Annotated in this window: 16 protein-coding genes; 9 read left to right on the forward strand and 7 right to left on the reverse strand. The window is 73.4% G+C overall.

Translation table 11 applies throughout. The features are described 5' to 3' along the window. Positions 1 to 4 precede the first annotated feature (4 nt). Positions 5 to 1267, reverse strand: coding sequence for a methyl-accepting chemotaxis protein (locus MKK68_RS09820; protein ID WP_244030029.1), 1263 nt, complete (start codon positions 1265 to 1267; stop codon positions 5 to 7). Positions 1268 to 1551: 284 nt separating this feature from the next. Beyond that, a complete protein-coding gene (locus tag MKK68_RS09825; RefSeq protein WP_244030031.1) occupies positions 1552 to 4704 on the reverse strand; it encodes a ribonuclease E/G in 3153 nt (1050 codons plus the stop codon). A gap of 795 nt (positions 4705 to 5499) precedes the next feature. Here MKK68_RS09825 and MKK68_RS29445 point away from each other — a divergent pair. Next, positions 5500 to 5625 carry a hypothetical protein gene (locus MKK68_RS29445; protein WP_279593292.1) on the forward strand — a complete coding sequence of 42 codons (126 nt, stop codon included), beginning with the start codon at positions 5500 to 5502 and terminating at the stop codon, positions 5623 to 5625. Between the two features lie 217 nt (positions 5626 to 5842). Continuing rightward, positions 5843 to 6457: a ParB-like protein gene (locus tag MKK68_RS09830; RefSeq protein ID WP_147729431.1), complete on the forward strand. Its 615-nt coding sequence runs from the start codon at positions 5843 to 5845 to the stop codon at positions 6455 to 6457. 16 nt (positions 6458 to 6473) lie between these two features. Here MKK68_RS09830 and MKK68_RS09835 read toward each other — a convergent pair whose 3' ends face one another. Beyond that, entirely contained in the window at positions 6474 to 6869 is a 396-nt protein-coding gene (locus MKK68_RS09835) for a PRC-barrel domain-containing protein (protein WP_147729430.1), read from the reverse strand. 132 nt (positions 6870 to 7001) lie between these two features. On the opposite strand from MKK68_RS09835, the gene mepA reads away from it, so the two are divergent. Further along, positions 7002 to 7934: a penicillin-insensitive murein endopeptidase gene (gene mepA, locus MKK68_RS09840; RefSeq protein ID WP_244030032.1), complete on the forward strand. Its 933-nt coding sequence runs from the start codon at positions 7002 to 7004 to the stop codon at positions 7932 to 7934. A 37-nt stretch (positions 7935 to 7971) separates the two neighbouring features. On the opposite strand, the gene MKK68_RS09845 is transcribed toward mepA, so the two are convergent. Both MKK68_RS09845 and MKK68_RS09850 read right to left on the reverse strand, forming a co-directional pair. After that, positions 7972 to 8268, reverse strand: coding sequence for a hypothetical protein (locus MKK68_RS09845; RefSeq protein ID WP_187274936.1), 297 nt, complete (start codon positions 8266 to 8268; stop codon positions 7972 to 7974). Positions 8269 to 8330: 62 nt separating this feature from the next. Continuing rightward, a complete protein-coding gene (locus MKK68_RS09850; protein WP_243937080.1) occupies positions 8331 to 9233 on the reverse strand; it encodes a LysR family transcriptional regulator in 903 nt (300 codons plus the stop codon). Between the two features lie 156 nt (positions 9234 to 9389). Here MKK68_RS09850 and MKK68_RS09855 point away from each other — a divergent pair, with 156 nt between their 5' ends. The 5 genes from MKK68_RS09855 to atzF all read left to right on the forward strand — a co-directional run bounded on the left by MKK68_RS09855 (position 9390) and on the right by atzF (position 15100). Continuing rightward, entirely contained in the window at positions 9390 to 10334 is a 945-nt protein-coding gene (locus MKK68_RS09855) for an ABC transporter substrate-binding protein (protein WP_147728326.1), read from the forward strand. Between the two features lie 115 nt (positions 10335 to 10449). Further along, positions 10450 to 11316, forward strand: coding sequence for an ABC transporter permease (locus MKK68_RS09860; protein WP_279605279.1), 867 nt, complete (start codon positions 10450 to 10452; stop codon positions 11314 to 11316). Positions 11317 to 11333: 17 nt separating this feature from the next. Next, complete coding sequence (locus tag MKK68_RS09865; protein WP_244030036.1) at positions 11334 to 12113, forward strand: ABC transporter ATP-binding protein; 780 nt, start codon at positions 11334 to 11336, stop codon at positions 12111 to 12113. A gap of 225 nt (positions 12114 to 12338) precedes the next feature. Then, complete coding sequence (locus MKK68_RS09870; protein WP_244030037.1) at positions 12339 to 13154, forward strand: alpha/beta hydrolase; 816 nt, start codon at positions 12339 to 12341, stop codon at positions 13152 to 13154. Positions 13155 to 13300: 146 nt separating this feature from the next. After that, positions 13301 to 15100 (forward strand): allophanate hydrolase, encoded by a 1800-nt coding sequence (atzF, locus tag MKK68_RS09875; RefSeq protein ID WP_244030039.1) that lies wholly within the window; start codon positions 13301 to 13303, stop codon positions 15098 to 15100. A 22-nt stretch (positions 15101 to 15122) separates the two neighbouring features. Here atzF and MKK68_RS09880 read toward each other — a convergent pair whose 3' ends face one another. After that, complete coding sequence (locus MKK68_RS09880; RefSeq protein ID WP_244030041.1) at positions 15123 to 15773, reverse strand: invasion associated locus B family protein; 651 nt, start codon at positions 15771 to 15773, stop codon at positions 15123 to 15125. A gap of 8 nt (positions 15774 to 15781) precedes the next feature. Then, positions 15782 to 19990, reverse strand: coding sequence for a YadA-like family protein (locus MKK68_RS09885; RefSeq protein ID WP_244030043.1), 4209 nt, complete (start codon positions 19988 to 19990; stop codon positions 15782 to 15784). 703 nt (positions 19991 to 20693) lie between these two features. Here MKK68_RS09885 and MKK68_RS09890 point away from each other — a divergent pair. After that, complete coding sequence (locus MKK68_RS09890; protein WP_244030045.1) at positions 20694 to 23420, forward strand: DUF3772 domain-containing protein; 2727 nt, start codon at positions 20694 to 20696, stop codon at positions 23418 to 23420. Positions 23421 to 23501: the final 81 nt, after the last annotated feature.

Below are 23501 nucleotides of genomic sequence, written 5' to 3' on the forward strand. Positions count from 1 at the left end.
CCGGTCAGGCCGCCAGGACGGCGGCGTCCGCGACCGAGGCGGCGGCCAGCGCCGTCGCGGTCGCCGCCTCGAAGGCCTGGAAGGCGGCGGTCGCAGCGGTCCAGTCCTGCGCCTTCACCCCGGCGCAGAGGGCAGCCGCGCGGGCGGCGGCATCGGCGACGCCGGCGCGGACGCCGGCGGGCAGGATCGGATCGACGGTGATCGTCATCATGCCGGTATGCGGCACCGCGCCGATCAGCACCGAGGCGAGGCGGCGCTTCCAGGCGGCGCAGTCGGCCGGCAGGCGGGCGAGGGCGAGGGTGAGCGGGTCGCCGTCCATGCGGTCGAGCAGGGTGCGGCTCATCGCTTCGAGCGCCTCGAGCTGGCCGATCGCGTCCTGGATCTCGCCGCGGGACTTCTCGGTGCCGGCGGCGATCCGGCCGACATTGGTCGCGATCTCGCCGGTGGCGAGGATCTGCTGCTCCATCACCTCGGCCATCGCCCGCATCTCCGAGGCGGCCTCGGCGACCGCCGCGCTCTCCGCCTCGACGCGGGCGTTGGCGCGGTCCATCACCTCGGAGCCCGCCGCGACCGCGGCGCGGCTGTGGCCGACCGCGGCGTGCATCGCCGACAGCTCCGTCTGGAGCGCGGAGAGCCGCGCGCGGATCTCGTCGGTGGCGCGGGCGGTCTGGCCCGACAGCGCCTTCACCTCGCCGGCGACGACGGCGAAGCCCCGCCCCGCCTCGCCGGCGCGCGCCGCCTCGATGGTGGCGTTGAGCGCCAGCAGGTTGGTCTGGGCCGAGATCGAGGCGATCGCGGTCGCCATCTCCTCGATCCGCCGCGCGGCCGCCGCGAAGCCTTCGAGGCGCCCGCCGATCTCGGACGTGCCGACCTGGATCTCCTGCATCCGCTCGCCGGCCTGGCGCATGTCGGCCGCGCAGACCACGATGCCCTCGCGCGCACGCTCGGCCGTCTCGGCCGAGGTCTGCGAGCGGGCGGCGATCTCGCTGGTCGAGGCGGCCAGTTCCTCGCTCGCCGCCGCGATCAGCCGGGCCTGGTCGGCGACCTGGGCGGAATCGTGGGTGAGCCAGCCGATCGAGGTCCCGGCCGAGGAGGCCGCGGCCGACAGGCGCCCGGGCAGCCGCAACGTCTCGGGGTCGGCCGGCGGCGCGACCGGCGCGGGGGCCTCGTCGGCGACGCGGTCGAGGACGGCGGGGGCAACGCTGGCGGGAGCGACTACCGAAAGGGCCGGCCTTTCAGTCCTGGCTTTGCGGAAGTAGCTCAACATCGATTGTGTCCCCTGCCGTAAAGCTTCAACCTAAGATGGAATAGGTCAATAAGGGGTTTAGACCGGGCGCGTTTGCTCGAAGAGCGGCCGACATTCGGCTGTTCCCGGGACCTCGACCCGTTGCCGTGGGCCGTGGGGCTTGCCCGGCGCGACCGGCGGTGGCGGACGCAGGAACGGCGCTCCACCCGGCCGCCAGCGGCCGATACATGTCCATGCCCCTAAAAATTCGGCTCACGACACGGGGTGTCGTGAGCCGGATCCGGTTCAGCCCGTCTCGCGCAGGCTCATTCGCCGGTGAGCGCCGCCTTGGTGCGCGACCACCAGCCGGCCCGCTTCGGCCGGTCGGGATCGGACGGCTCGCTGAGCACCACCGCCACCGGCTCCGGAGCCCGTGCGGGGGCTGCGGGCGCGGGCTCCTCGGCGGCGGCCGGCTCGGCGGAAGGCTGCGCCGGGGCTTCGGCGGGCGCCGCCTCCACCGGGCTCGAGACCGGCAGCTCGACCGCGGTCTCGACGGGCGGCACGGCCGCGGCGATCGCCTCGGCGACGGCCTCGGCGCTCACCGGCTGCTCCGGCTGCAGCTCGGCGATCGGATCGCCGGCCTCGTCGGGCGACGCGTCGGCTTCGAACGCGGCACCTTCGGACAGGGGGGACTCGGACAGCGTGGCCTCGCCGCCGTCCCGGCCGCGGCCCTCGGCGCGGCCGCGGCCGCCCCGACGTCCCCGGCGCCGGCGGCGGCCGCCGGCATCCTCCTCGCCGTCGGCCGGCGCCGCGGACTCGCGGGCCTGCGCCTCGGCGGGCTCGGCGTCGCCGCCCTCCGTGGCCTCGCCTTCGTTGATATCGCCCGGGATGGCGTCGCCCTCGGCGTCCTCGTCGCCCGCCTCGGCGCCGGCCTGCGCGCCGCGCTCGGCCTCGCCGCCCTCGGGCCGGCCGCCGCGCTTGCGCCGGCGACGCCGGCGGCGGCGCTGGCCGTCGCCCTCGTCCGACTTCTCCGAGCGCTCGGCACCGGCCTCGCGCGCATCCTCGGCCTCGTCGTCCGCATCGGCCTCGCCGAGGGCGTCCTGCGCGAGCGCCTCCTCGGCGGTCTCGTCCTCGGCCTCCTCGAAGCCGTCGTCCTCCTCGATCTCGGAGATCGGCGAGATCGCCACGGCGCGGATCCCGGTGACCGGGCCCTCGGCGCGCTGGGCCGGCTCGCCGCGATCGAGCTGGTAGGCCGTGGTGGCGCCGAGCCGCTCGTCGGCGGCGATCGTCACGCTGACGCCGAAGCGCATCTCGAGCTCGTGCAGGTGCCCGCGCTTCTGGTTGAGGATGTAGAGCGCCACCTCGGTGCGGGTGCGCAGGATCAGGTTGTGGCTCGACGCCTTGAGCAGCGCCTCCTCGATCGCCCGCAGGATGTGCAGCGCGACCGACGCGGTGGCGCGCACGAAGCCCGATCCGCCGCAATGCACGCACGGGATCGACGAGGATTCGAGCACGCCGGTGCGGATGCGCTGGCGGCTCATCTCCATCAGGCCGAAGGGCGAGATCCGCCCGACCTGGATGCGGGCGCGGTCGTTCTTCAGGCAGTCGTTGAGCTTCTTCTCGACCGCGCGGTTGTTGCGCTTCTCCTCCATGTCGATGAAGTCGATCACCACCAGGCCGGCGAGGTCGCGCAGGCGCAGCTGGCGGGCGACCTCCTCGGCCGCCTCCATGTTGGTGCGCAGCGCGGTGTCCTCGATGTCGTGCTCGCGGGTCGAGCGCCCGGAATTCACGTCGATCGAGACCAGGGCCTCGGTCGGGTTGATCACGAGGTAGCCGCCGGACTTCAGCGTCACGTGGGTCGAGAACATCGCGTCGAGCTGCTGCTCGACGCCATGCTTGGCGAAGATCGGCGTCGGGTCGCGATAGGGCTTCACCACCTTCGCCTGCTGCGGCATCAGCATCCGCATGAAGTCGCGCGCTTCCGCGTAGGCCGCCTCGCCCGAGACCAGGACCTCGTCGAGGTCCTTGTTGTAGAGGTCGCGGATCGCCCGCTTGATCAGCGAGCCCTCCTCGTAGACCAGCGCCGGCGCGGTCGAGGACAGGGTCAGCTCGCGCACGCTCTCCCACAGCCGCATCAGGTATTCGAAGTCGCGCTTGATCTCCGGCATGGTGCGCGAGGCGCCCGCCGTGCGCAGGATCACGCCCATGCCGTCCGGCACCTCCAGCGCCTGGGCGGTCTCCTTGAGGCGCTTGCGGTCGGCGGCCGAGGTGATCTTGCGGGAGATCCCGCCGCCGCGGCCGGTGTTCGGCATCAGCACCGAGTAGCGGCCGGCGAGCGACAGGTAGGTGGTGAGCGCCGCGCCCTTGGTGCCGCGCTCTTCCTTGACGACCTGCACCAGGATGATCTGGCGGCGCTTGATCACCTCCTGGATCTTGTAGTGGCGGCGGTGGCTGCGCGGGCGCTCGGGCAGCTCGCCGAGCGCGTCGCCGTTGCCGCCGACCTGCGAGATCTTCGGCTCGGCGTCGGGATCCTCGTCGCCCTCGTCCTCGTCGGACTCCTCGTCGTCGCCGTCCTCGTCCTCGTCGTCCGAATCGTCGTCCTCGTCCTCGTCGTCGGACTCGTCCTCGTCGGGCTCATCCTCGGACGCCGCCGGCGCCTCGGCGACGGTGAGGCTCTCGGCCACGGCGACGATCGCCTCGGGGCGCGGCGCCGCGTCGGCGGCCTCGGCAGCGACCGCATCGCGGGGCGCGTCGGCCTCGGGCGCGTGGGCCTCCGCCGTGTCCTGCGTCTCCGCGGCGGGCTCGCCGATCGCCGTCTCGGGCAGGCTGGCGGACGCGTCGCTTCCCGGCGCGATGGCGCCCTCGGCCGGCGCCTCGCCCGACGCCGTCCCGCCGGCGTGATCCGCGCCGGACCCGGTCTCGTGCGCCGGCGCCTCGTGCACGTGCGTCTCGTGCGCCTGCGTCTCGTGCGCCTGGGCCTCGTCGTGACGGGGCTCGCCGGCCTGGGCGCCGTGCTCGTCCGCGTGCGAAGCCTCGTGCGACGTCTCGGTCGCGTGCGCGACATCCTCGGCGCTCACGGTCTCGTTGAGCTTGGCCGCGGCAGGCTCGGCCCGGCGCCCGCGGACGCGGCGGCCGTTGTTGCGCGGCGACTTGCGGCGGCGCTCCTCGCGCTCGCGGTGCTCCTCGGCGTCGCGGGCCTCGTCCTCGAGCAGCGCCTGCCGGTCGGCGAGCGGGATCTGGTAGTAGTCGGGGTGGATCTCCGAGAAGGCGAGGAAGCCGTGGCGGTTGCCGCCGTACTCGACGAAGGCGGCCTGGAGCGAGGGCTCCACGCGCGTCACCTTGGCAAGGTAGATGTTGCCGCGAAGCTGGCGCCGGTTGGCCGCCTCGAAGTCGAATTCCTCGACCCTAGAACCGTGAACCGTGACGACCCGGGTCTCTTCCGGATGCATCGCGTCGATGAGCATCTTGTTGTTGGCCATGACGAACTTTCGACATGGCGGCGGACGTCGCTCTCCTGGGCCCGTGTCCCGGTGGAGCCTCGCCCGGCCTGAAGGCCGTCAGGGAGAGGGCTCGCGCCGGCCTCGAAACCGAGGCCGCGGGGGCTGAACTGAAGGGATTGCCGTCAACCGCCGCTCGGCGCGCGCTTCCGCTGCGCCTGGGGTTGAACCTGATCGGGGGAACGGACGGATCGGCGCGACGCGCATCGCGCACGCTGACGGCACGGGCAACGGCAATCGATGCTGTGCCTCCGTCCATCTGTATTCCCGACCTCGCGAAAACCATCTCGACCGTCCCGTCATGCCGAGGCGGCCGCGAATTCCATGAAACTCATGCGCCGGGACGAGGCCCGTCGCGTGTGCAGATCCCCGGCCGTCCAGGGCCGCAGCGGCGGAGAAGCGTCGCCGCCGAGGGCGCGCCGTCGCCCGTTCGCGGGCGTCGGCGCACAAACGATCCCGTGAGGACCGGACAGGGCCTGCCATCATTACAGATCGTCGCAGGGCTTTGGCAAGGCCGAGCCGAAACGCCGCCGGAGCGGGCCCGGCGCGGCGCGGGTTTCAAAGCGGGCGGCGTGTTCGCGGCGGGCCCGGCGGCCCGCTCCGCCGGCCGCATGGTTCCGGGATCGAGCCCCTTAATCTCGCCGGCTTTGGAGCGCGTCCTGACGGCGTGGCCCCAGCGGCACCGCGGATGCGGCGCCCGGCCGGGGCCGCCGCGATGACGATTCTGCCGGACGACCCTCTCGGACGACCCCCTCGGATGGAGCGCGCGAGCCCTTGTTGAAAACCATTGCCCTGGTCGCCTCGGTCGCCGCCTTCCTCGCGGTCCGGGCCCTCGTGAAGTTCCTGCTGCTGCCGTTCCGCGCGCTTCGGCACCTGCGCAAGGACAGCCCGGTCTCGACCTGAGACTCGGCCCTGGCGGCGCGCATGCGCGTGCCGCGAGCAGCGCGACGGCATCGCTGAAATCAGCCGTTGCAAGGTTCGGCTGCGAGGCTCGGCTGCGAGGCCGCCGGCTGTCGCAACCGTGAACGGCGGGGTGCCGATCGCGCCTTCCCGCCGGCACCGGAATCATGACAGATCGCCGCGGGGGCCTCGAGAGCCCGGCCGTGGGAACACCGAATCGATGGCCATCCGAGAGCCGGTGCTGGCGCCCGTCCCGATCGCGGATCTGCGCCCGACGCAGATGACCGTGGGCTACCGGGAGGTCGCCGAGAAGCGCCGGCGCTGGCGCGACTACGACGAGGACAAGCGCGCCGCCTTCCTCGGGGCGCACATGGTGCCGACCCTGCTCGGGCCGAAGAAGCACCACTACGTCATCGACCACCACCACCTCTCCCGCGCCCTCATGGAGGAGGGCGTCGAGAGCGTTCTGGTCACCGTGGTCGCCGACCTGCACCACCTCGAGAAGGATGCGTTCTGGACGGTGTGCGACCACAAATCGTGGGTCCACCCCTACGATGCGGACGGCGTCCGCGTCGGGTTCAAGGAGATCCCGAAGACGATGGGGGATCTCGCCGACGACCCCTTCCGCAGCCTCGCCGGCGAGCTGCGCCGGGCCGGCGGCTTCGCCAAGGACACCACGCCGTTCAGCGAGTTCCTCTGGGCCGACTATCTCCGCCGCCACATCAAGCCCAAGCGGGTCGAGAACGACTTCTCGGCCGCGATCGAGGAGGCGATGGCCTTGGCCAAGGCGCCCGAGACCAACTACCTGCCGGGCTGGTGCGGGCCGACGACGTAGCCGGGCCGCGCCCGCGTCACAGGCCCCAGTACGGCGCCGCGTTGTAGTAGCGGTGGACCCGTTCCTCCCAGGCGCGGTCCTCGGCCGGATCGGTGCCCTCGGGCGAGCGCGGCGGCGCGTCGCGCAGCTGCGCCTCGGTGATGTCGACGACGTAGGCGTCGTGCTCGGGCGAGAAGCGCAGCACGCCCCAGGGCAGGGTGTGGAACCCCTCGCCGAGACCGAGGAACCCGCCGAAGCTCATCACCGCGTAGGCGACCTGGCCCGAGCGCTTGTCCAGCATCAAGCGCTCGATCCGCCCGACCTTGGTGCCGTCGGGGCGGCGCACGTCGGTGCCGACGACGCGGTCGTGGGCGATCAGGCTGCGGGGCTGCTCGTCGGGGTTCGCGGCCGGGATCTCGGGTGCGGGCGTCATGCGGCGGCCTCGGGCTCGGTGAGTGCGCCCGCGCTCGGCGGGCGCGGCACGGGTCTGCCCGAAAAACGCCCCGGCGGCGGGCGACGTTCCGATCCTCGACGCGCGACCGCCGGACCGGATACACAGACCCGCATGCACAAGCGCCGCCTTGCCCTCCCCGCCGCCCTCGCGCTCGCCTCGGCGCTCGCGGCCTCCGCCGCCCACGCCCAGGACAAGGGCAGCCTCAACCCCAAACCCCTGCCGCCGCTGGAGAATCCCGACGCGCCCTCGACCCCGGCCAAGGCGCTGTTCGGCCGGGTCACCGGCCCGACCTCCGGCCCGACCCACGCCTACGGCTCCTATGCCAAGGGCTGCTTCTCGGGCGGTGCCGCGCTGCCGATCGACGGGGCGACGTGGCAGGTGATGCGCCTGTCGCGCAACCGGAACTGGGGCACGCCCTACCTCGTCGACTTCCTGGAGCGGTTGGCCGGCAAGGCGCCGCGGGTCGGCTGGCCGGGCTTGCTCGTCGGCGACATGTCCCAGCCCCGCGGCGGCCCGATGCTCACCGGCCACGCCTCGCACCAGCTCGGGCTCGATGCCGACGTGTGGCTCACCCCGATGCCGGACCGGCGCATGACGCGGGCGGAACGCGAGGAGACCTCGGCCACCGACATGGTGCGGCCGGACCGCCTCGACATCGACCCCGACACCTGGACGCCGGAGCGGCTGAGCCTGATCCGCCTCACCGCCGAGCAACCGGAGGTGGCGCGCATCTTCGTCAACCCGGCGATCAAGAAGGCCCTGTGCCGCGAGGCGGACGGCAACCGCGGCTGGCTGCGCAAGGTGCGCCCGATGTACGGGCACAACTACCACTACCATATCCGCCTCGCCTGCCCGGACGGCCAGGATTCCTGCGGCGACCAGGCCGCCCCGCCCCCGGGCGACGGCTGCGGCGAGGAGCTCGCCTACTGGTTCAGCGACGCGATCCTCCACCCGAAGCCGGCGAAGACCAGGCCGAAGCCGCGGCCGCCGATGACCATGGCGGCCCTGCCGGCCGAGTGCCGGATGGTGCTGAAGGCGCGCTGAGGCCCGGTCTTCCGAGCTTGTCCGCCGGCGCGTCGGATCAGGCCAGCTCCTCGCCGGGCGTCGGCTCGGCGGCGGCGGCGCCCGGCTCCGGCGCGGGGGCCGGCGGGGCGGCGGGCGGCTGGTCGACCAGCGTGCCGATCAGGTCGAGCAGGGCCCGGTGCTCCGGCCCGCCCGCGCCGGCGCGCAGGAAGGCGCCGATCGCGGTCTCGGAGGTGCGGCCGCCGGACGACGCGTTCGGCTCGTGCAGGATCACGGCCTCGGCGCCGTCGGCGCGGCGGAGCCACCAGCGGTCGCCGTTCTCGCTCGCGTAGATCAGGCGTCGGTCGGTCTTCATGGCGTCGCTGTCCTGGTTGGCCCGCACGGGAAAGTCGGCGGGCGCGGTTTCGCTCCCGCGCCTCAGGCCCCCGCCTGCCGCCGGTCGAGGCTCTGGGTGAGCTGGTCGGCGAACTTCGCCGCGGCGACGGACAGCAGGCGCCCGCGCAGCTGCCCGAGGATCATCACCATCGGGTCGAGGTCGCGCCCGTCGATCGGGCGGCTGACGAGGCGGGGATCGTCGGGGATGCCGCTCGGCACCTGCAGGCTGACCGCCTCCTCGCGCAGCACGAGGTTGCGCAGGAACTCGAGCGAGCTCGATTCGACCACCGGCCCGAGCGGCACCCCCCGCCGCGCCAGGGCCTGCTCGAGGTGCAGGCGGATCGCCAGCGACCGGTCGGGCAGCGCCATCGCGTGGGCGAGGCAGTCGCGCAGGCGCACCGGCCCGGTCTCGCGGGCGAGGGGATGGCCGGCCCGCATCAGCGCGCAGAGCGGCTGGCGGCAGGAATACAAAACGTGCAGGTCGGCCGAGGGCGGCGGCTGCAGCACCAGGGCGAGGTCGGCCTCGAACGCGGTCAGCGCCGCCACCGCCTGGACGTGGTCGCGGACCTGCACCGTGAACCCGACCAGCGGAAACCGCGCGCGATAGGCCTGGACCTCCTCCGGCACCACCTGCGTGACGAAGGCCTGGCTGCAGGCGAGCGCCACGTGCCCGCGCCGGACCCCGGAGAGGTCGGCGATCTGCGAGCGCACCCGCTCGAGGTCGGCGAGCTGGTCGCGCGCGTGCCGGACCAGCAGCTCGCCGGCCGCGTTGAGCCGCATCCCCTGCGCCAGCCGCTCGAAGATCGGCGTGCCGAGCTCGTACTCGATGTCCTGGACCTGACGGGTCAGCGCCGAGGGCGCGATGTTCAGGCGCTCGGCCGCCCGGCGGATCGAGCCGCTTCGGGCGATCTCGGCGATGCAGGCCAGCGTCCGGGTGTGCTTCATCGCCAAGACCCGCTTCGGGCACGGGTCCTGCAACCCGCTCCGGCAAGCCTAGGCCACCCGTTGCCCGAACCGCAACGGCACGATCCCGAACGAGCACTCGTTTGCAACGGTCGGCGCAACTAGGCTCCAAATCGTCGCCGACCCCGGAGTGAAGCCATGATCGACCGCCGCACCCTCCTCGCCGGCCTCGGGGCCGGGCTGGTCTCGGCCCCGTTCGTCGCCCGGGCGGCGGAGCCGGTGACGATCCGCATGGGCTCGCTCAAGCTGATCCACTCGATCGCGCCGTACTTCTACGAGCGCTTCACGCCGGCGGGCACCCGGGTCGAGGTGATCCCGTTCGAGAGCCCGACCGAGTGCAAGAACGCGGTGGTCACCAAGTCGGTGGATTTCGGCACCTTCGGCATCGCCTCGGCGACGCTGGGCGCGGCCGCCGGCGAGCCGCTGACGGTGATCGCCTCGACCTGCAACGGCGGCATGGCGATCATCTCCAGGAAGGATTCCGACATCCGCGCGATCAAGGACCTCAAGGGCAAGCGCGTCGCCCTGTGGCCCGGCTCGACGCAGGAGGTGTTCGCCCTCGAGCGCATGCGGATGGAGGGGCTGTCGATCCGGGACATCGTGCCGGTGCGGATCTCGTTCTCGGAGATGCACATCGCCCTGGCGCGGGGCGACATCGACGCCTATGTCGGCGCCGAGCCCGCCCCCGGCGTCAGCCTGTCGAGCGGCGTCGGCCAGCTCGTCGAGTACCCCTACGGCACCGCGATGGGCTCGCTCAACATGGTGTTCGGCACCCACCGCGACACGATCGCGAGCAAGCCGGACCTCGTGCGCACCATGCTGGAGATCCACCGCAAGGGCACCGAGTTCGCGGCCAAGAACCGCGACGCGATGATCGACATGGCGGTGGCCAAGCTCGGCCAGAAGCGCGAGGCGCTGGCGATCTCGGCCCCCAACGTCGACCTGACGTGGCAGCTCGGCCCGGACGAGGTCAAGAAGGCCGAGGCCTACGCCCAGCACATGCTCGCCCTCAAGCAGATCAAGCGCCTGCCCGAGCCCGGCTTCATTGACACCACCTTCGTCGACGCGATGCGGGACGCGTGACATGAGCGCGATGGCAGCGACGGAGGCCGGATCGGCCGCCGCCGGCGACGCGGCGCTCCCCCTCTCCCGTTCGGGAGAGGGTTGGGGTGAGGGGTCCGGTCTGTCCGGAGAGGTCATGCCCCTCGCCCTGTCCCCCTCCCGAACGGGAGGGGGGACCCGCGCTACACGCCATCGCGACCGGGCCTCGTTCGCCGTGAGCATCCTCCGGCGCCTGACGGCGCCCGCCCTCGCGCTCGCCCTCCCCGTCGCGCTCGCGCTGGTCTGGCACCTCGCCACCGTCGGGAGACCCTACAGCCTGATCCCGCCGCCGGCCGAGGTCTGGACCGAGATGCGGGATCTGGCCGTCGGCGGGATCAACGACGACGCCTTCAGCGGCACGCTGTGGACGCATCTCGCCGCCTCGCTCGCCCGCGTCTTCGGCGGGTTCGCGCTGGCCGCGGCCGCCGCCCTGCCGCTCGGGCTGCTGATCGGACGCGTGCCGCTGATGCGGGCGCTGCTCGACCCGACCTTCCAGATCCTGCGGCCGGTGCCCGTCACCGCATGGCTGCCGCTGGCGATGATCCTGTTCGGGCTCGGGCCGCGCTCGGCCTACTTCCTGGTCTTCCTCGGGGCGTTCTACCCGATCCTCGTCAACACGATCTTCGGCGTGCGCTCGGTCGAGCCGCGATTGTTCGAGGCCGCGGCCATGCTGGGATGCACGGGGACGGCGCAGTTCGCCCGCGTCGTGCTGCCGGCCGCCCTGCCCTCGATCTTCACCGGCCTGCGCCTCGGCCTCGGCTTCGCCTGGGTCGTCATCGTGGTGGGCGAGATGACCGGGGTGCAGACGGGTCTCGGCGCGATCATCATGGAGACGCGCCAGCTCTCCCGCACCGAGATCGTCATCTGCGGCATGGTGGTGATCGGCGTCGCCGGGTTCGTCTCCGACCGGATCGTCATGGAGATCGGGCGCCGCCTGCTCGCGTGGAGCCCCGCGCATGGTTGAGAACCGGAGATCCTCGGATGGCTGACCCGACCCTGCCGATCGTCGAGGTGCGCGACGTCTCCAAGACCTACCGCTCGCAGGGGCGCAGCACCGAGGCCCTGCGCGGCGCCAACCTCACCGTGCGCCGCGGCGAGTTCGTCTGCCTGCTCGGGGCCTCGGGCTGCGGCAAGTCCACCCTGCTGCGGATCGTGGCCGGCTTCGAGGCGGCCACCGGCGGCGAGGCCCTGATGTGGGGCAAGCCGATCCCCGGCCCGGGCCCGAGCCGCGGGATAGTGTTCCAGGATTACGGCCTGTTCCCCTGGCTCAGCGTGCGCGACAACATCGGCTTCGGCCCGAAGGCGCGGGGCCGCCCGGCCGCGGAGGTGCGCGACACCGCCGCCCGCTACATCGACCTCGTCGGCCTCGCGGCCTTCGCCGACGCCTACCCGCACCAGCTCTCGGGGGGCATGAAGCAGCGCGTCGCCATCGCCCGCGTGCTCGCCAACGAGGCCGAGGTGGTGCTGATGGACGAGCCGTTCGGGGCGCTCGACGCGATGACCCGCGAACGGCTGCAGGACGAGCTGCTCGACCTGTGGAGCCGCACCGGCCTCACCGTGCTGTTCGTGACGCACGCGATCGAGGAGGCGATCTTCCTCGCCGACCGCATCGTGATGATGTCGCCCGGCCCCGGCCGGATCGAGGCGGTGCACGCGATCGACCTCCCCCGCCGCCGCGACGTGTCGAGCCCCGCCTTCAACGACGTGCGCCGCATGCTCTCGGCCCAGCTCCACAGCCACCATGCGCCGAAGGCGGCCTGAGGTGGCTGCGGCAGCGAGGATCGTATCCGTCTCGGAGCCGCGACGCGGCCCCCTCTCCCAGGGGGAGAGGGTGGGGGTGAGGGGCGTGACCTCTCCGGACGGTTCTCATCCCTCACCCCAGCCCTCTCCCGCCCGGGAGAGGGGGCCCGCGCCTGCTTCGGAGGGCTTGGCGCCTGATCGAACGGCTGCGGCATGAGCACGATCGCAAACCAGAGGCCGGCGACCATGCCCGAGACGACCGATTGGCAAGACCTCGACCGCGCGGCGCTGAGCCGGGCCTACGACAATTCCGGTGCGGTGGCCGACAGCGCCGCCATCGTCGCCGGCTGGCGCGCGCGCAGCGCCGCGTTCCGCGAGCGCCATGCGGAGGCGCTGGACCTCGCCTACGGGCCGGGCGAGCGCCAGCGCATCGACGTGTTCCGCTGCGGGCAGCCGAGCGCACCGATGCTGGCCTTCCTCCATGGCGGCTACTGGCAGCGCAACGACCGGCACGGGTTCTCCTGCATGGCCGAGGGGCCGCTGGCGCTCGGGCTCGACGTGGCGCTGGTCGGCTACACCCTGGCGCCGGAGGCGAGCCTGACCGCGATCGTCGCCGAGGCCCGCGCCGCCCTGGCGCTGCTGCGCGCCGATGGCGGCGGGCGCAGGCTCGTGGTCTCCGGCTGGTCGGCCGGCGGGCACCTCGCCGCGCAGGTCGCCGACGGGGCCGATGCCGGGCTCGCGATCAGCGGCCTCTTCGACCTCGCGCCGATCGCCGGCACGAATCTCAACGACGCCTTGAGCCTGAGCGCGGAAGAGATCGCGGCGCTCTCGCCGATCCGCCACCTGAGCCCGGGCGCGCCGCCCGTCGCGGTGCTGTACGGCGCCGACGAGCTGCCCGAGCTCCGGCGCCAGTCGGACGCCTACCACGCCGCCCGCCGCGCCCTGGGGCTGGACGGGCCGCTGATCCCGGTGACGGGCGCGAACCACTTCACCGTGCTCGACGCGCTGATCGACCCCGAGGGCGCGATCGCCCGGACGGCGGCGCGGCTAGCCGGATTGTAGCGCCGACGCTCCCACCCCCCTCGTCCTGAGGTGCCGCAGCCGAGCGGAGGCCTCGAAGGAGGCCGCCTTCGAGGCCCGCCGGGGCGGGCGCCTCGGGACGCGGGGCGGGATGGGATCGCTTTCGAGAAGCAACACCGCGAGACGCCATGCCCCCGTTCCCGACGATTCCCGCCCTGCACGCGGCCTACGCCGCCGGCGACGACCCGCGCACGATCCTGGCGGAAGTCTACCGCCGCATCGCGGCCGCCGGCGATCCCAGCATCTTCCTGAGCCTGGTGCCGGAGGCGGAGGCCGCGGCGGCGCTCGCCGCGCTCGGCCCGTTCGATCCGGTGGGCAGGCCGCTCTGGGGCATCCCGTTCGCGGTGAAGGACAACGTCGACGTCGCCGGGATGGCGACGACGGCGGCGTGCCCGGGCTTCGCCTACACCGCGACCGAGACCGCCCACGCGGTCGAAAAGCTCCTGGCGGCGGGCGCGATCCTCGTCGGCAAGACCAATCTCGACCAGTTCGCCACCGGGCTGGTCGGCGTGCGCACGCCCTACCCGGTGCCGCGCAACGCCCTCGACCCGGCCTACGTGCCGGGCGGCTCCAGCAGCGGCTCGGCGGTGGCGGTCGCCCGCGGCCTCGTCGCCTTCGCGCTCGGCACCGACACGGCGGGCTCGGGCCGCGTGCCGGCCGGGCTGAACAACGTCGTCGGCCTGAAGCCCTCGCTCGGCAGCGTCTCGGCCCGCGGCATGGTCCCGGCCTGCCGAACGCTCGACACGCTCTCGGTCTTCGCCGGCACCGTGGCCGACGCCGACGCCGCCTTCCGCGCCATGGCCGGCTACGATCCCGCCGACGCGTTCTCGCGGAGCCTGCCCGTGCCCGCCGCGTCCGCGGTCCCGCCCGGCCTGCGCCTCGGCGTGCCGGATGCGCAGGGGCTGGACTTCGCCGGCGACGCCCTGTCCGAGGCGGCCTTCGCCGCGAGCCTTGCCGACCTCGAAGCCCTCGTCGGCGCCGGCCGCCCGGTCGACTTCGCGCCGATGTTCGCGACCGCGCGCCTGCTCTACACCGGCCCGTGGGTGGCCGAGCGCTACCAGGCGATCCGCGCCGTGATCGAGACGCGGCCCGAGATCCTGCATCCGACGACGCGGGCCGTGATCGAGAACGCCAAGCATTTCTCGGCGGCCGACGCCTTCGGCGGGCTCTATCGCCTCGCCGAGCTGCGGCGGGCGGCCGACGCGGTCTGGGACGCGGTCGACGTGCTCGCGGTGCCGACCTATCCGCGGCCGCGCACGGTGGCGGACCTCGCCGCCGACCCGATCGGGCCGAACAGCGAGCTCGGCACCTACACCAACTTCGTCAACCTGCTCGACTGGTGCGCGCTCGCCGTGCCCGGGCGCTTCCGGGCCGACACGTTCCCCGCGGGGGTGACGCTGCTGGCCCCCCGCGGCCGCGACGGGCTGCTCGCGGCGCTCGGCGCCCGGCTGCACGCGGCGTCCGGCGTGCCGATCGGGGCGAGCGCCGTGCCGGTGCCGGCGGCGACCGAGCCGGCGGGGCGGGCGGCGGGCGAGGCGATCGAGCTGGCGGTGGTCGGCGCGCACCTCTCCGGCCTCGCCCTCAACGGCGAGCTCACGCGCCTCGGCGCCCGCTTCCTGCGCGCGGTCGCGACGGCACCGGACTACCGCTTCTACGCGCTCCCCGGCGGCCCGCCGCACCGGCCGGGCCTGCTGCGGGTGGCGGCCGGCACCGGCGTCGCGATCGAGACCGAGGTCTGGGAACTGTCGCCGGACGCCTTCGGCCGCTTCGTGTCCGCCATCCCGGAGCCCCTCGGCATCGGCACCCTGCACCTGTCCGACGGCACCCGGCCGAAGGGGTTCCTGGTCGAGGCCGAGGGCGTCGTCGGCGCCGAGGAGATCGGCCGCTACGGCGGCTGGCGCGGGTACTTGGCCCGCGCCCCGCGCTGAGGCGCCGAGACCGGCGCGCGAGCTACCTGATGCCCGCGATCGCCGCGGCGAGGCCGTCGAGGGAGGTCGCGATGGCGACGGGGGCGGCGCTCTCGCTCCGGCGATAGCGGACGCGGACGGCGGCGCGCCCGGCGATGGCCCGCCGCAGGGCCTCGTCGACGGGCAGGAAGCCGAGGCACAGGCTGGCGTTGCAGCTTTCCAGGCGGATTACGGTCTCCTCGGCGGTGCCGAACGTCAGCCCGACGGTGTGGGCCGACCACGCCCCGACCGGCGCGCGCACCACGAAGACCGGCGCGCCGGCGCTGGTGGCGGCGAGCGACCAGCTGAAGGCGAAGACCCCGTCGCCGTCGACGATCGATTGCGACGCGTTGCAGACCCGGCGGCGCCGGCGCAGGTTCTCGTCGCAGATCAGGGTCCAGCCGCCGAAGGCCTGGATCATCCGGCGGGTGTCGCCCGGCGCCTCGCCCGGCGGCGGCGCCCCCTCCGGCGGGTGGACGCGGTAGGCCGGCGCCGCGAACTGGGCGCGCGGCGGGTCGTCGGTGGAGACGGTGCCGCGCATCGCGATCGACCCGAGGAGGCCGTCTCCGCCCGACGGCTCGTGCCCCTGGCCGCACGCGGGCGCGGCGAGCAGCAGGGCCGCGAGGGCGGCCGCCGCGGTGGCGTGCGCGCGCATCGCCGGCCTCAGTTGAGGGTAAAGCTGGCGCCGGCGCCGATCCCGAAGTCGCGGCCGGCGGCGACGCCGGTGGCGTTGACCCGCGCGGACCCGTCGGGGAGCGTGTAGCCGATGCCCATCGAGGCCGCGCCCTCGCCGCGCCACACGCCGCCGCCGGCGGCCATGCTCAGCTTGCCCGGGCGGTCGTCGAAGCGGAGCGAGGCGGCGGCCAGGCCGATCGCCGCGCCGCGGCGCGCCTCCTGGCGGACCTGCCCGACCTCGTTCTGCAGGCCGGCGAGCTGGCTGCCGAAGGCGGTCATCTGCTTCTCCAGCGGCGCGACGCGGGCGTCGGTGTAGGCCGTGCTCGCGGCGTAGCTCGCCTGCACCCGCTGGTCGGTATAGGCGAAGCTCTGCGCCTTCGCGGTCGCGACCTGCCCCGTGACCTGGCCGAGATTGGCGGCGTCGGTCGGCAGCACGCCGGCGGCGACGTTGCGGATCAGCACCGGCTGGTTCGGGTCGCTGCCGGCCAGCGTCAGCGACTGCCCGCGCCCGCCGGTCGCCGGGTCGACGTCGTACTTGACGGCGAAGGTGTCGACCGCCGCGAGCGCGTCGCCGACGCCGGAATACGCCTTGCCGCCGATGGCATAGGTCGGCCCGGTGAAGCTGCCGTCGGCGGCAAAGCCCGCGCCGCCGCCCAGCGCGCCGGCGAGGTTGCCGCCGACCGCGCGGAGCTGGCGCAGGTTGACCGCATCCGTGTCCTGCGTGCCGCCGGCGACGTTGACGATCTGCCGCTCCGCGCCCTCGGCCCCGACCGAGACGGCGCCCGCGGTCGAGGCGACGGCGGCCCCCGAGAACGCCTCGGCGGCCCCCGAGAGCCCGGCGCGGCGGGCGACCGCGTTGGCGCCGAGCGCGACGCCGCCGGCCGCGCTCGCCACCGAGGCCGGGCCGATGGCGACGCTGTCGGCGCCGGTGGCCTGGGCCGCGGCACCGGTGCTGCGCACCGCCACGTAGCGGCTACCGACGGTGTTGAGGTTGGTCACCGCGGCGTCGAGGCTGCCGAGCGCCGAGCCGACGTCGCCGAAGCGCGAGCCCTGGATCGCGTAGCTCGGTGCGGTCACCGACCCGTCGGCGGCCACGCCCGCGCCGCCGCCGAGGCTCTTGGCCAGCGAGGCGGAGAGCCCGTAGACCTGCCCGCCGTCGACCGCCTCGGTCGAGCCCGCGGCGATCCGGCCGCCGGCGATTCCGGTGAGCGTGCGCGCCGTGCCGTTGCGGTCGGCGAAGCTCACCGTGGTGCCGTCGGTATTGGCGCCGACGGTCAGCCCGCGCGTCGCCTGATCCTGCTGGACCAGGCCGACGGTGCCGTTGGCGACCCCCGCCGACAGGCCCGCGACCGCCTGGTTCGTCGCGTAGAGCTGGCTGCCGTTGACCGCCTCGTTGGAGGCCGCCGACAGCGTCCCCGCCGCGACGCCGGCGACGGTGCGGCCGGTGCCGCCGGCATTGGCGAGGTTCAGCACCGTGCCGTCGGTCACGGCGCCGATGCTCAGCTCGCGGCTGGCCTGGTCCTGCCGCAGCAGGCCGACCGTGCCCTGCACGATGCCGCTCTGGAGGCTCGCGAGGTTGCCGTTCGTGGCGGCGAGCCCGCTGGCATTCGCCGCCACCGCCTGGTTGGTGTCGTAGAGCTGCCCCCCGGTCACCGCATCGGCCGAGCCGGTGGCGATGGTGCCGTCGCTGAGGCCGGTGAGCAGGCGGGTGCCGCCCGAGGCGTTGCGCAGGGTCAGGCGGGTGCCGTCCGTACCCGCGCCGACGGCGATGTCGCGGGTGGTCGGGTCCTGCTGCACCAGGCCGATCGTGCCGGCTCCGATCGCCGATTGCAGGGTGCTGGTCTGGGCGCCGTTGGCCGCCACCGCCTGGTTGGTGTCGTAGAGCTGGCTGCCGTTGACCGCCTCGTCCGAACCGGCGGCGACCGCGCCGGCGGAGACGCCGCGCAGGACGCGGCCGTTGCCGGCGCTGTTGCGGAAGTCGACGAGCGCCCCGTCCGTCGCCGCGGCGACCAGGATCGCGCGGCTCGTCGGGTCCTGCTGCACCAGGCCGATCGTGCCGTCGGTGATGCCCTGGCGCAGGGTGCCGATCGCGCCCGCGTTGGTGGCGATGTCGCTGGTGTTGGTCGCGACCCGGAGGTTCGTGGCGTAGAGCTGGTCGCCGTTGACCGCATCGGTCGAGCCCGCGGCGAGGCGGCCGGCCGAGACGCCGCGTAGCGCGACCGCGTTGCCGCCGTTGCCCCGGGCGAGGTCGACCACGCCCGTCGGGTTGTTCGCTCCGTCCGGCACGTACTGCACCGCGAGGCGGTTGGTCGCCGCGAGCGCCGAGCCGACGTCGCCGTAGGTCTGGCCGCCGACGGCGTAGGCCGGGGCGGTGAACGCGCCGGTCACCGGGTTGAACGCGGCGCCCGCCCCGAAGATCTGCATCACGGCGTTGCCGCCGAGGCGAAGCTGGCCGACCGTCGCCGCGTCGCCGTCGGCGCTGCCGGCGGCGAGCCCGGTCAGGCGGCGCGCGCCCGCGGTGCCGGTGAAGTCGACCACGCTGCCGTCGGTGGCCGAGCCGACCGTGATGGTGCGGCTCGCGGCATCCTGCTGGACGAGGCCGATCGTGCCGGCGTCGAGGCCGCTGCGCAGCGCGGTGAGGTTGCCGGCGTTCGTCGCCACGGCCTGGTTCGTCGTGAACAGCTGGCCGCCGTTGACCGCGTCGGTCGAGCCCGAGGCGAGGCTTCCCGGGGCGACGTTGTGCAGGGCGACCGGAGCGCCGCCGTTGGCGCCGACCAGCGTCGCGTCGTTCGAGGGCGTGGCCGGGTTCGCGGTCGTCGGGTCCACCGACGTGGAATATCGCAGCGGCATCTGCGACAGCGCCACGGCGCCGCTGTCGGTCGTCGCCGGCGCGAGCCCGGTGATGCCGACCGCCGAGCCGACGCTGCCGCCGCGGGTCAGGTCGATGCTGGCGAGCCGGTTGCCCGAACCGTCGGTGTCGTAGCGCAGGCCGAGCTGGTCGATGGCGCCGACGACGCCGGGCACGGTGGCGTAGGGCTTTCCGTTGTAGCTGTAGCTCGGCGCCGTGTAGGTGCCGTCGCTGCCTAAGCTGCCCCCGAGCGCGGTCGCGTTCCCGGCGACGCCGTTCCCGACCGAGCGGAGCTGGCGCAGGTTGACCGCGTCGGTGTCCTGCTGGCCGCCGGCGACGTTGGTGATCTGCCGCTCCGCGCCCGCCGCGCCGACCGAGAGCTCGGTGTTGGCCGAGGAGAGGGTGGTCGTGGTGTAGGCCTCGGTGCCGCTCAAGGTGCCGCGCAGCGCCATCGAGCCGGCGCCGAGCGCCACCGAGCGCGCCTTGGTCGCCGAGGCGCCGCTGCCGAGCGCCAGCGCCGAGCCGCCGACGGCGTTGGAATTGTCGCCGATCGCGATGTTGCTGGCGGTCGGGTTGCTGCCGGTCTCGCCGGCGACGGAGAGCCGGCCGAGCGCCAGCGCATCCTGCCCGTAGGCGCTGGCGATGAAGCCCTGGGCGAACGAGAAGTCGCCGACCGCGTAGGATTGCCGTCCCAGGGCGATGGCGACGTCGCCGAGTGCCTGGTTGTTGGTTCCGAGCGACAGGGTCGAGCGGCCGGTGGCGATGTTGGCGTAGCCGATCGCGACGCCGTAGGAGCCGGACGCGGCGTTGTTGGCGCCGATCGCGGTCGAGTTGAAGGTCCCGGTGCCGGCCGCGTTGTTGTAGCCGACGGCGACGCCGCCGGCGGCGCCGACGGTGGACTTCTTGCCGATCGCGGTGCCCGACGGCTGCGCGCCGGCATTGACCTCACCGGGACCCGGCGGCGTGGTGCTGCCGTTCGCGCCGTTCCGGATGTCGCCCCCGGTCCCGGCCGTCGGGTTGCCGACGCCGTTGGCGTCCCGGTAGTTGATGATGCCCTGGTTGGTCGTCGCCGATTGCGCGGCGGCGCCCGAGCCGATCGCCACGGATCCGGCACCGGACGAGCTCGCGTTGTAGCCGCCGGCGAAGGACTCGTCGCCGCCGGCCGCGGCGTTCGGGCCGACCGCGGTCGAATTCGCTCCGGCCGAGGTGGCGCCGGTGCCGGCATTGTAGGCCTGTGCCGAGGCCGAGCCCGTCGCGGCGAGGCCGAGCGCCAGGGCCAAGGCGGTCGTGGTCAGGAGGTCGCGGTGCAGGCGCGCAGCGGGGCGGTCGCAGGGTCGATGGCTGGGCATGACGGCCGGTATGTCCTCAAGGAACGCAACGCAGAGATCTGGACAGGCAAGGCGATGCCGCCGGCACGCGTGCGCAGGGCGCGCATGCCCGGGGTGGATTTCGATTGTTGGTCAAATCCTGCCGTGATCGTCGGATGACGCCCGACGTTTCAGGCAAGTGTGCTGGTGTCTTTGCTCGACGCGACTTCCCGATCGTGACGCTTGATTATTTTCTTATTTCCAGACCCATTCGGCGCTATTTGCGTCGCTCGGGTCTCTATTTCAGCCTACCTTGCTGTTCGGTCCGCGCTGTTCATGACTGGTTATCATTAAAACGATGCTACGCGCGGAGATGATAGCGCTGCCTCTCAAAGGGACAGGGCGGCGCCGCCCGCACGGTCGTCTCGGCGGGCGGGCTCGGGCGCGGCCCGCCGCCTCTTCGATCTCACGGCGACGTGAACGCGCCCGAGCGATACGCCGCTGCGGGGGAGGCCCGCCGATCGCGAACCGGCATGGCCGGCGCGTTCCGCGACCGCGTCGGGACGGCGCCGGGAGAGAGGATTATCGTCTCCCCCGGGCGCCCTCGGGCCGACGTGGCACGCTTTCGCCCCATTGATCGGCGACACGAAGCGTCTTTTGCGGCAGGGCGTCGCGGACGAGCGCCGCGTCGCCCACGCCCCTTTTCGCCCCACCCTGCCCCGCCGCCGAGCACCCAAGGAATTCGATGAGCCGTCGCCCGTCCGCGCGCAGCCGAACCGCCCGCGAAACGCGCCTGCGCAGCCCGATCCGTCCGGTGATCGTCGCCTGGCTGGCGGCGCTGCTGCTCGCGCCCGGCCTCGTGCAGGCGCAGGCGCCCGCCGCGCAGCCGACGGCCCCCGCCAAGGCCGAGAAGGCGCCCGACGGCAAACCGGCCGAGGCCAAGTCTGCGGACGGCAAGTCCTCGGATGGCAAGTCTGCGGACGGCAAGTCTTCGGATGGCAAGTCTTCGGATGGCAAGCCGGTCGAGGCGAAACCGGCGGACGCCAAGCCGGCCCCTCCGAAACCCGAGATGTCCGAGGCGCTCAAGGCGGTCCGGGCCAGGCTCGACGCGGCCAAGAACGACCTCGCCGCGCGCGAGAAGGAGCTGGCCCGCACCGATCTCGGCACGCCGGAGCTCTCCGCCATCCGCGACGGCGTCGGCCCGGTCACCGACGAGATCCGCACGATCATCGGCCGTCTCGACGCGCCGCTGGAATCGGCCCGGGAGCGCCTGACCCAGCTCGGGCCGAAGCCGAAGGACGCCGAGGAGAGCCCGGAGGTGGCCCAGGAGCGGGTCGAGCGCGACGCGGCGGTCTCGCGCATCGACGAGACCCAGCGGCTGGCGCGCTCGCTCCTCGTCCAGGGCGACCAGATCATCGACCGGGTCTCGAACCGGCGCCGGGAATCCTTCACCAAGGGGCTGTTCGAGCGCAGCCAGGCGCTGGTCAGCCCGCAGCTCTGGAGCCGGGTCGCGGCCGACGTCCCCCGCGACATCCGCTCGCTCCAGAGCGCGCTGTCCGACATCCTGCTGCTATTCTCGCGCAACGGAACGCTCGGCAACCTGCTGATGCTCGGCCTCGCCTTCGGCGTGTCCGTGGCGCTGTATTTCGGCCGGCGCAACATCGCCCCGCGGCTCGGCCGGCGCGACGCGGCGATGACCGACCCGAGCCGGCGCCAGACCCTGCTCGGCGCGTGGCGGGTGCTGCTGCTCGGCACCGTGCCGGCGGTGATCGGATCCTACACGGTGTACTACGCCCTCGACGCCACCGACCTGCTGCCCTCCCGGCTGCTTCCGGTGGCCGGCGCGATCCTGGCCGGCCTCGCCTTCATCGCCTTCGTCGAGGCCCTGTGCGACGGCCTGCTCTCGCCGGACAAGCCGCAGTGGCGGCCGGCGCCGGTGAGCGACGCGGCGGCGATCCGGGTGACGCGGCTCGCGGTCGGCATCGCCACGGTGATCACCGTGGTGAAGTCGATCGAGGCGCTGAACTCGGGCATCTCGGCGGCGCTGCCGATCTCGATCGCCACCCGCGGCATCGGCGCGGTCGCCACCGCGCTGATCCTCGCCATCGGCCTGCACCGCTTCGCCGACAAGGAGGAGGAAGAGGAGGCCTGCTTCGGCCCCTACGTGCCGACGAAGACCACCACCGGCATCGGCGGCCCGGCCCGGCTCGTCGGCTGGGCGGCGGTGGCCGTCATCGGCGTCGCCGCCCTCGTCGGCTACGTCGCCTTCGCGGCGTTCGTGATCGACCAGCTGGTCTGGACCGCGAGCCTGCTGGTGCTGCTCTACCTGCTGGTGCAGAGCGCCGACACCTTCGTCGGAGGCTCGCTCTCGGACGACACCCGGCTCGCCACCGCGCTCCAGGCCAATACCGGCCTGCGCAAGCGTTCGCTCAACCAGATCGCGGTGCTCTCCACCGGTGCCGCGCGGGTGCTGCTGTTCCTGATCGTGGCGCTCCTGGTGCTCGCGCCCTGGGGCCTCGATTCGACCGACATCGTCTCCTCGATCCGGCAGGCCTTCTTCGGCTTCAAGGTCGGCGACGTCACGATCTCGCTCTCGACGATCGCGCTCGGTCTCGGGATCCTGGTCCTCGGCATCGCCATCACCCGCGCGGTCCAACGCTGGCTCGATCAGGTCTACCTGCCCGCCACCGACCTCGACGCGGGCCTGCGCAACTCGATCTCGACGGTGTCGGGCTATTGCGGCTTCCTGCTCGCCCTGGCGCTGGCCTTCTCCTATCTCGGCCTCAGCCTCGAGAAGCTGACGATCGTGGCCGGCGCGCTCTCGGTCGGCATCGGTTTCGGCCTGCAATCGATCGTCAACAACTTCGTCTCGGGCCTGCTCCTGCTCTGGGAGCGGCCGATCCGCGTCGGCGACCAGGTGGTGATCGGCGACTCGGAGGGCATCGTGAAGCGCATCTCGGTGCGCTCCACCGAGATCCAGACCTTCGACCGCTCGGCGGTGATCGTCCCGAACTCGAACCTGATCTCCGGCATCGTCAAGAACCGCGTCCGCGGCGACCGGACGGGCCGGGTCTCGCTGGTGGTCAACGTGCTGCGCAACCAGGACCCGGCGCGCGCCGCCGAGATGCTGCTCGCCTGCGCCGCCCAGCACGCCGACGTGCTGAAGGAGCCGGCGCCGCGCGTGGTGTTCCGCAAGATCGGCGACCCGTTCCTCGAGTTCGAGCTCGTGGTGATGATCGTCGACGTCAGCCTCGGCCAGAAGGTGCAGAACGACCTGAACTTCTCGGTGTTCAGGACCCTGTCCGAGGCGGGCTTCATCCCGCCGCTCGGGCCGGGCTCCAGCATCGTCACGGTGCAGGGCCTCGACGGGATGCAGGACGCGTTCTCGGAGATCGCCGGCCGGTTCCGCCCGCCGGCCGCCGAGGAGGGCCGCGACGGACGGCGCGACCTGAGCGCGATCGGCGCGCGGTAGCGCGCCGGCGGCGCCGAAAGCACGCCTCGGTAGATATATCGCGCGATCATACTCGCTTGGGTTGCAGGGACGGGCGTCCTT

The organism is Methylobacterium sp. E-016 (genome assembly GCF_022829745.1).
In the GTDB taxonomy this organism is placed as follows: Bacteria; Pseudomonadota; Alphaproteobacteria; order Rhizobiales; family Beijerinckiaceae; genus Methylobacterium.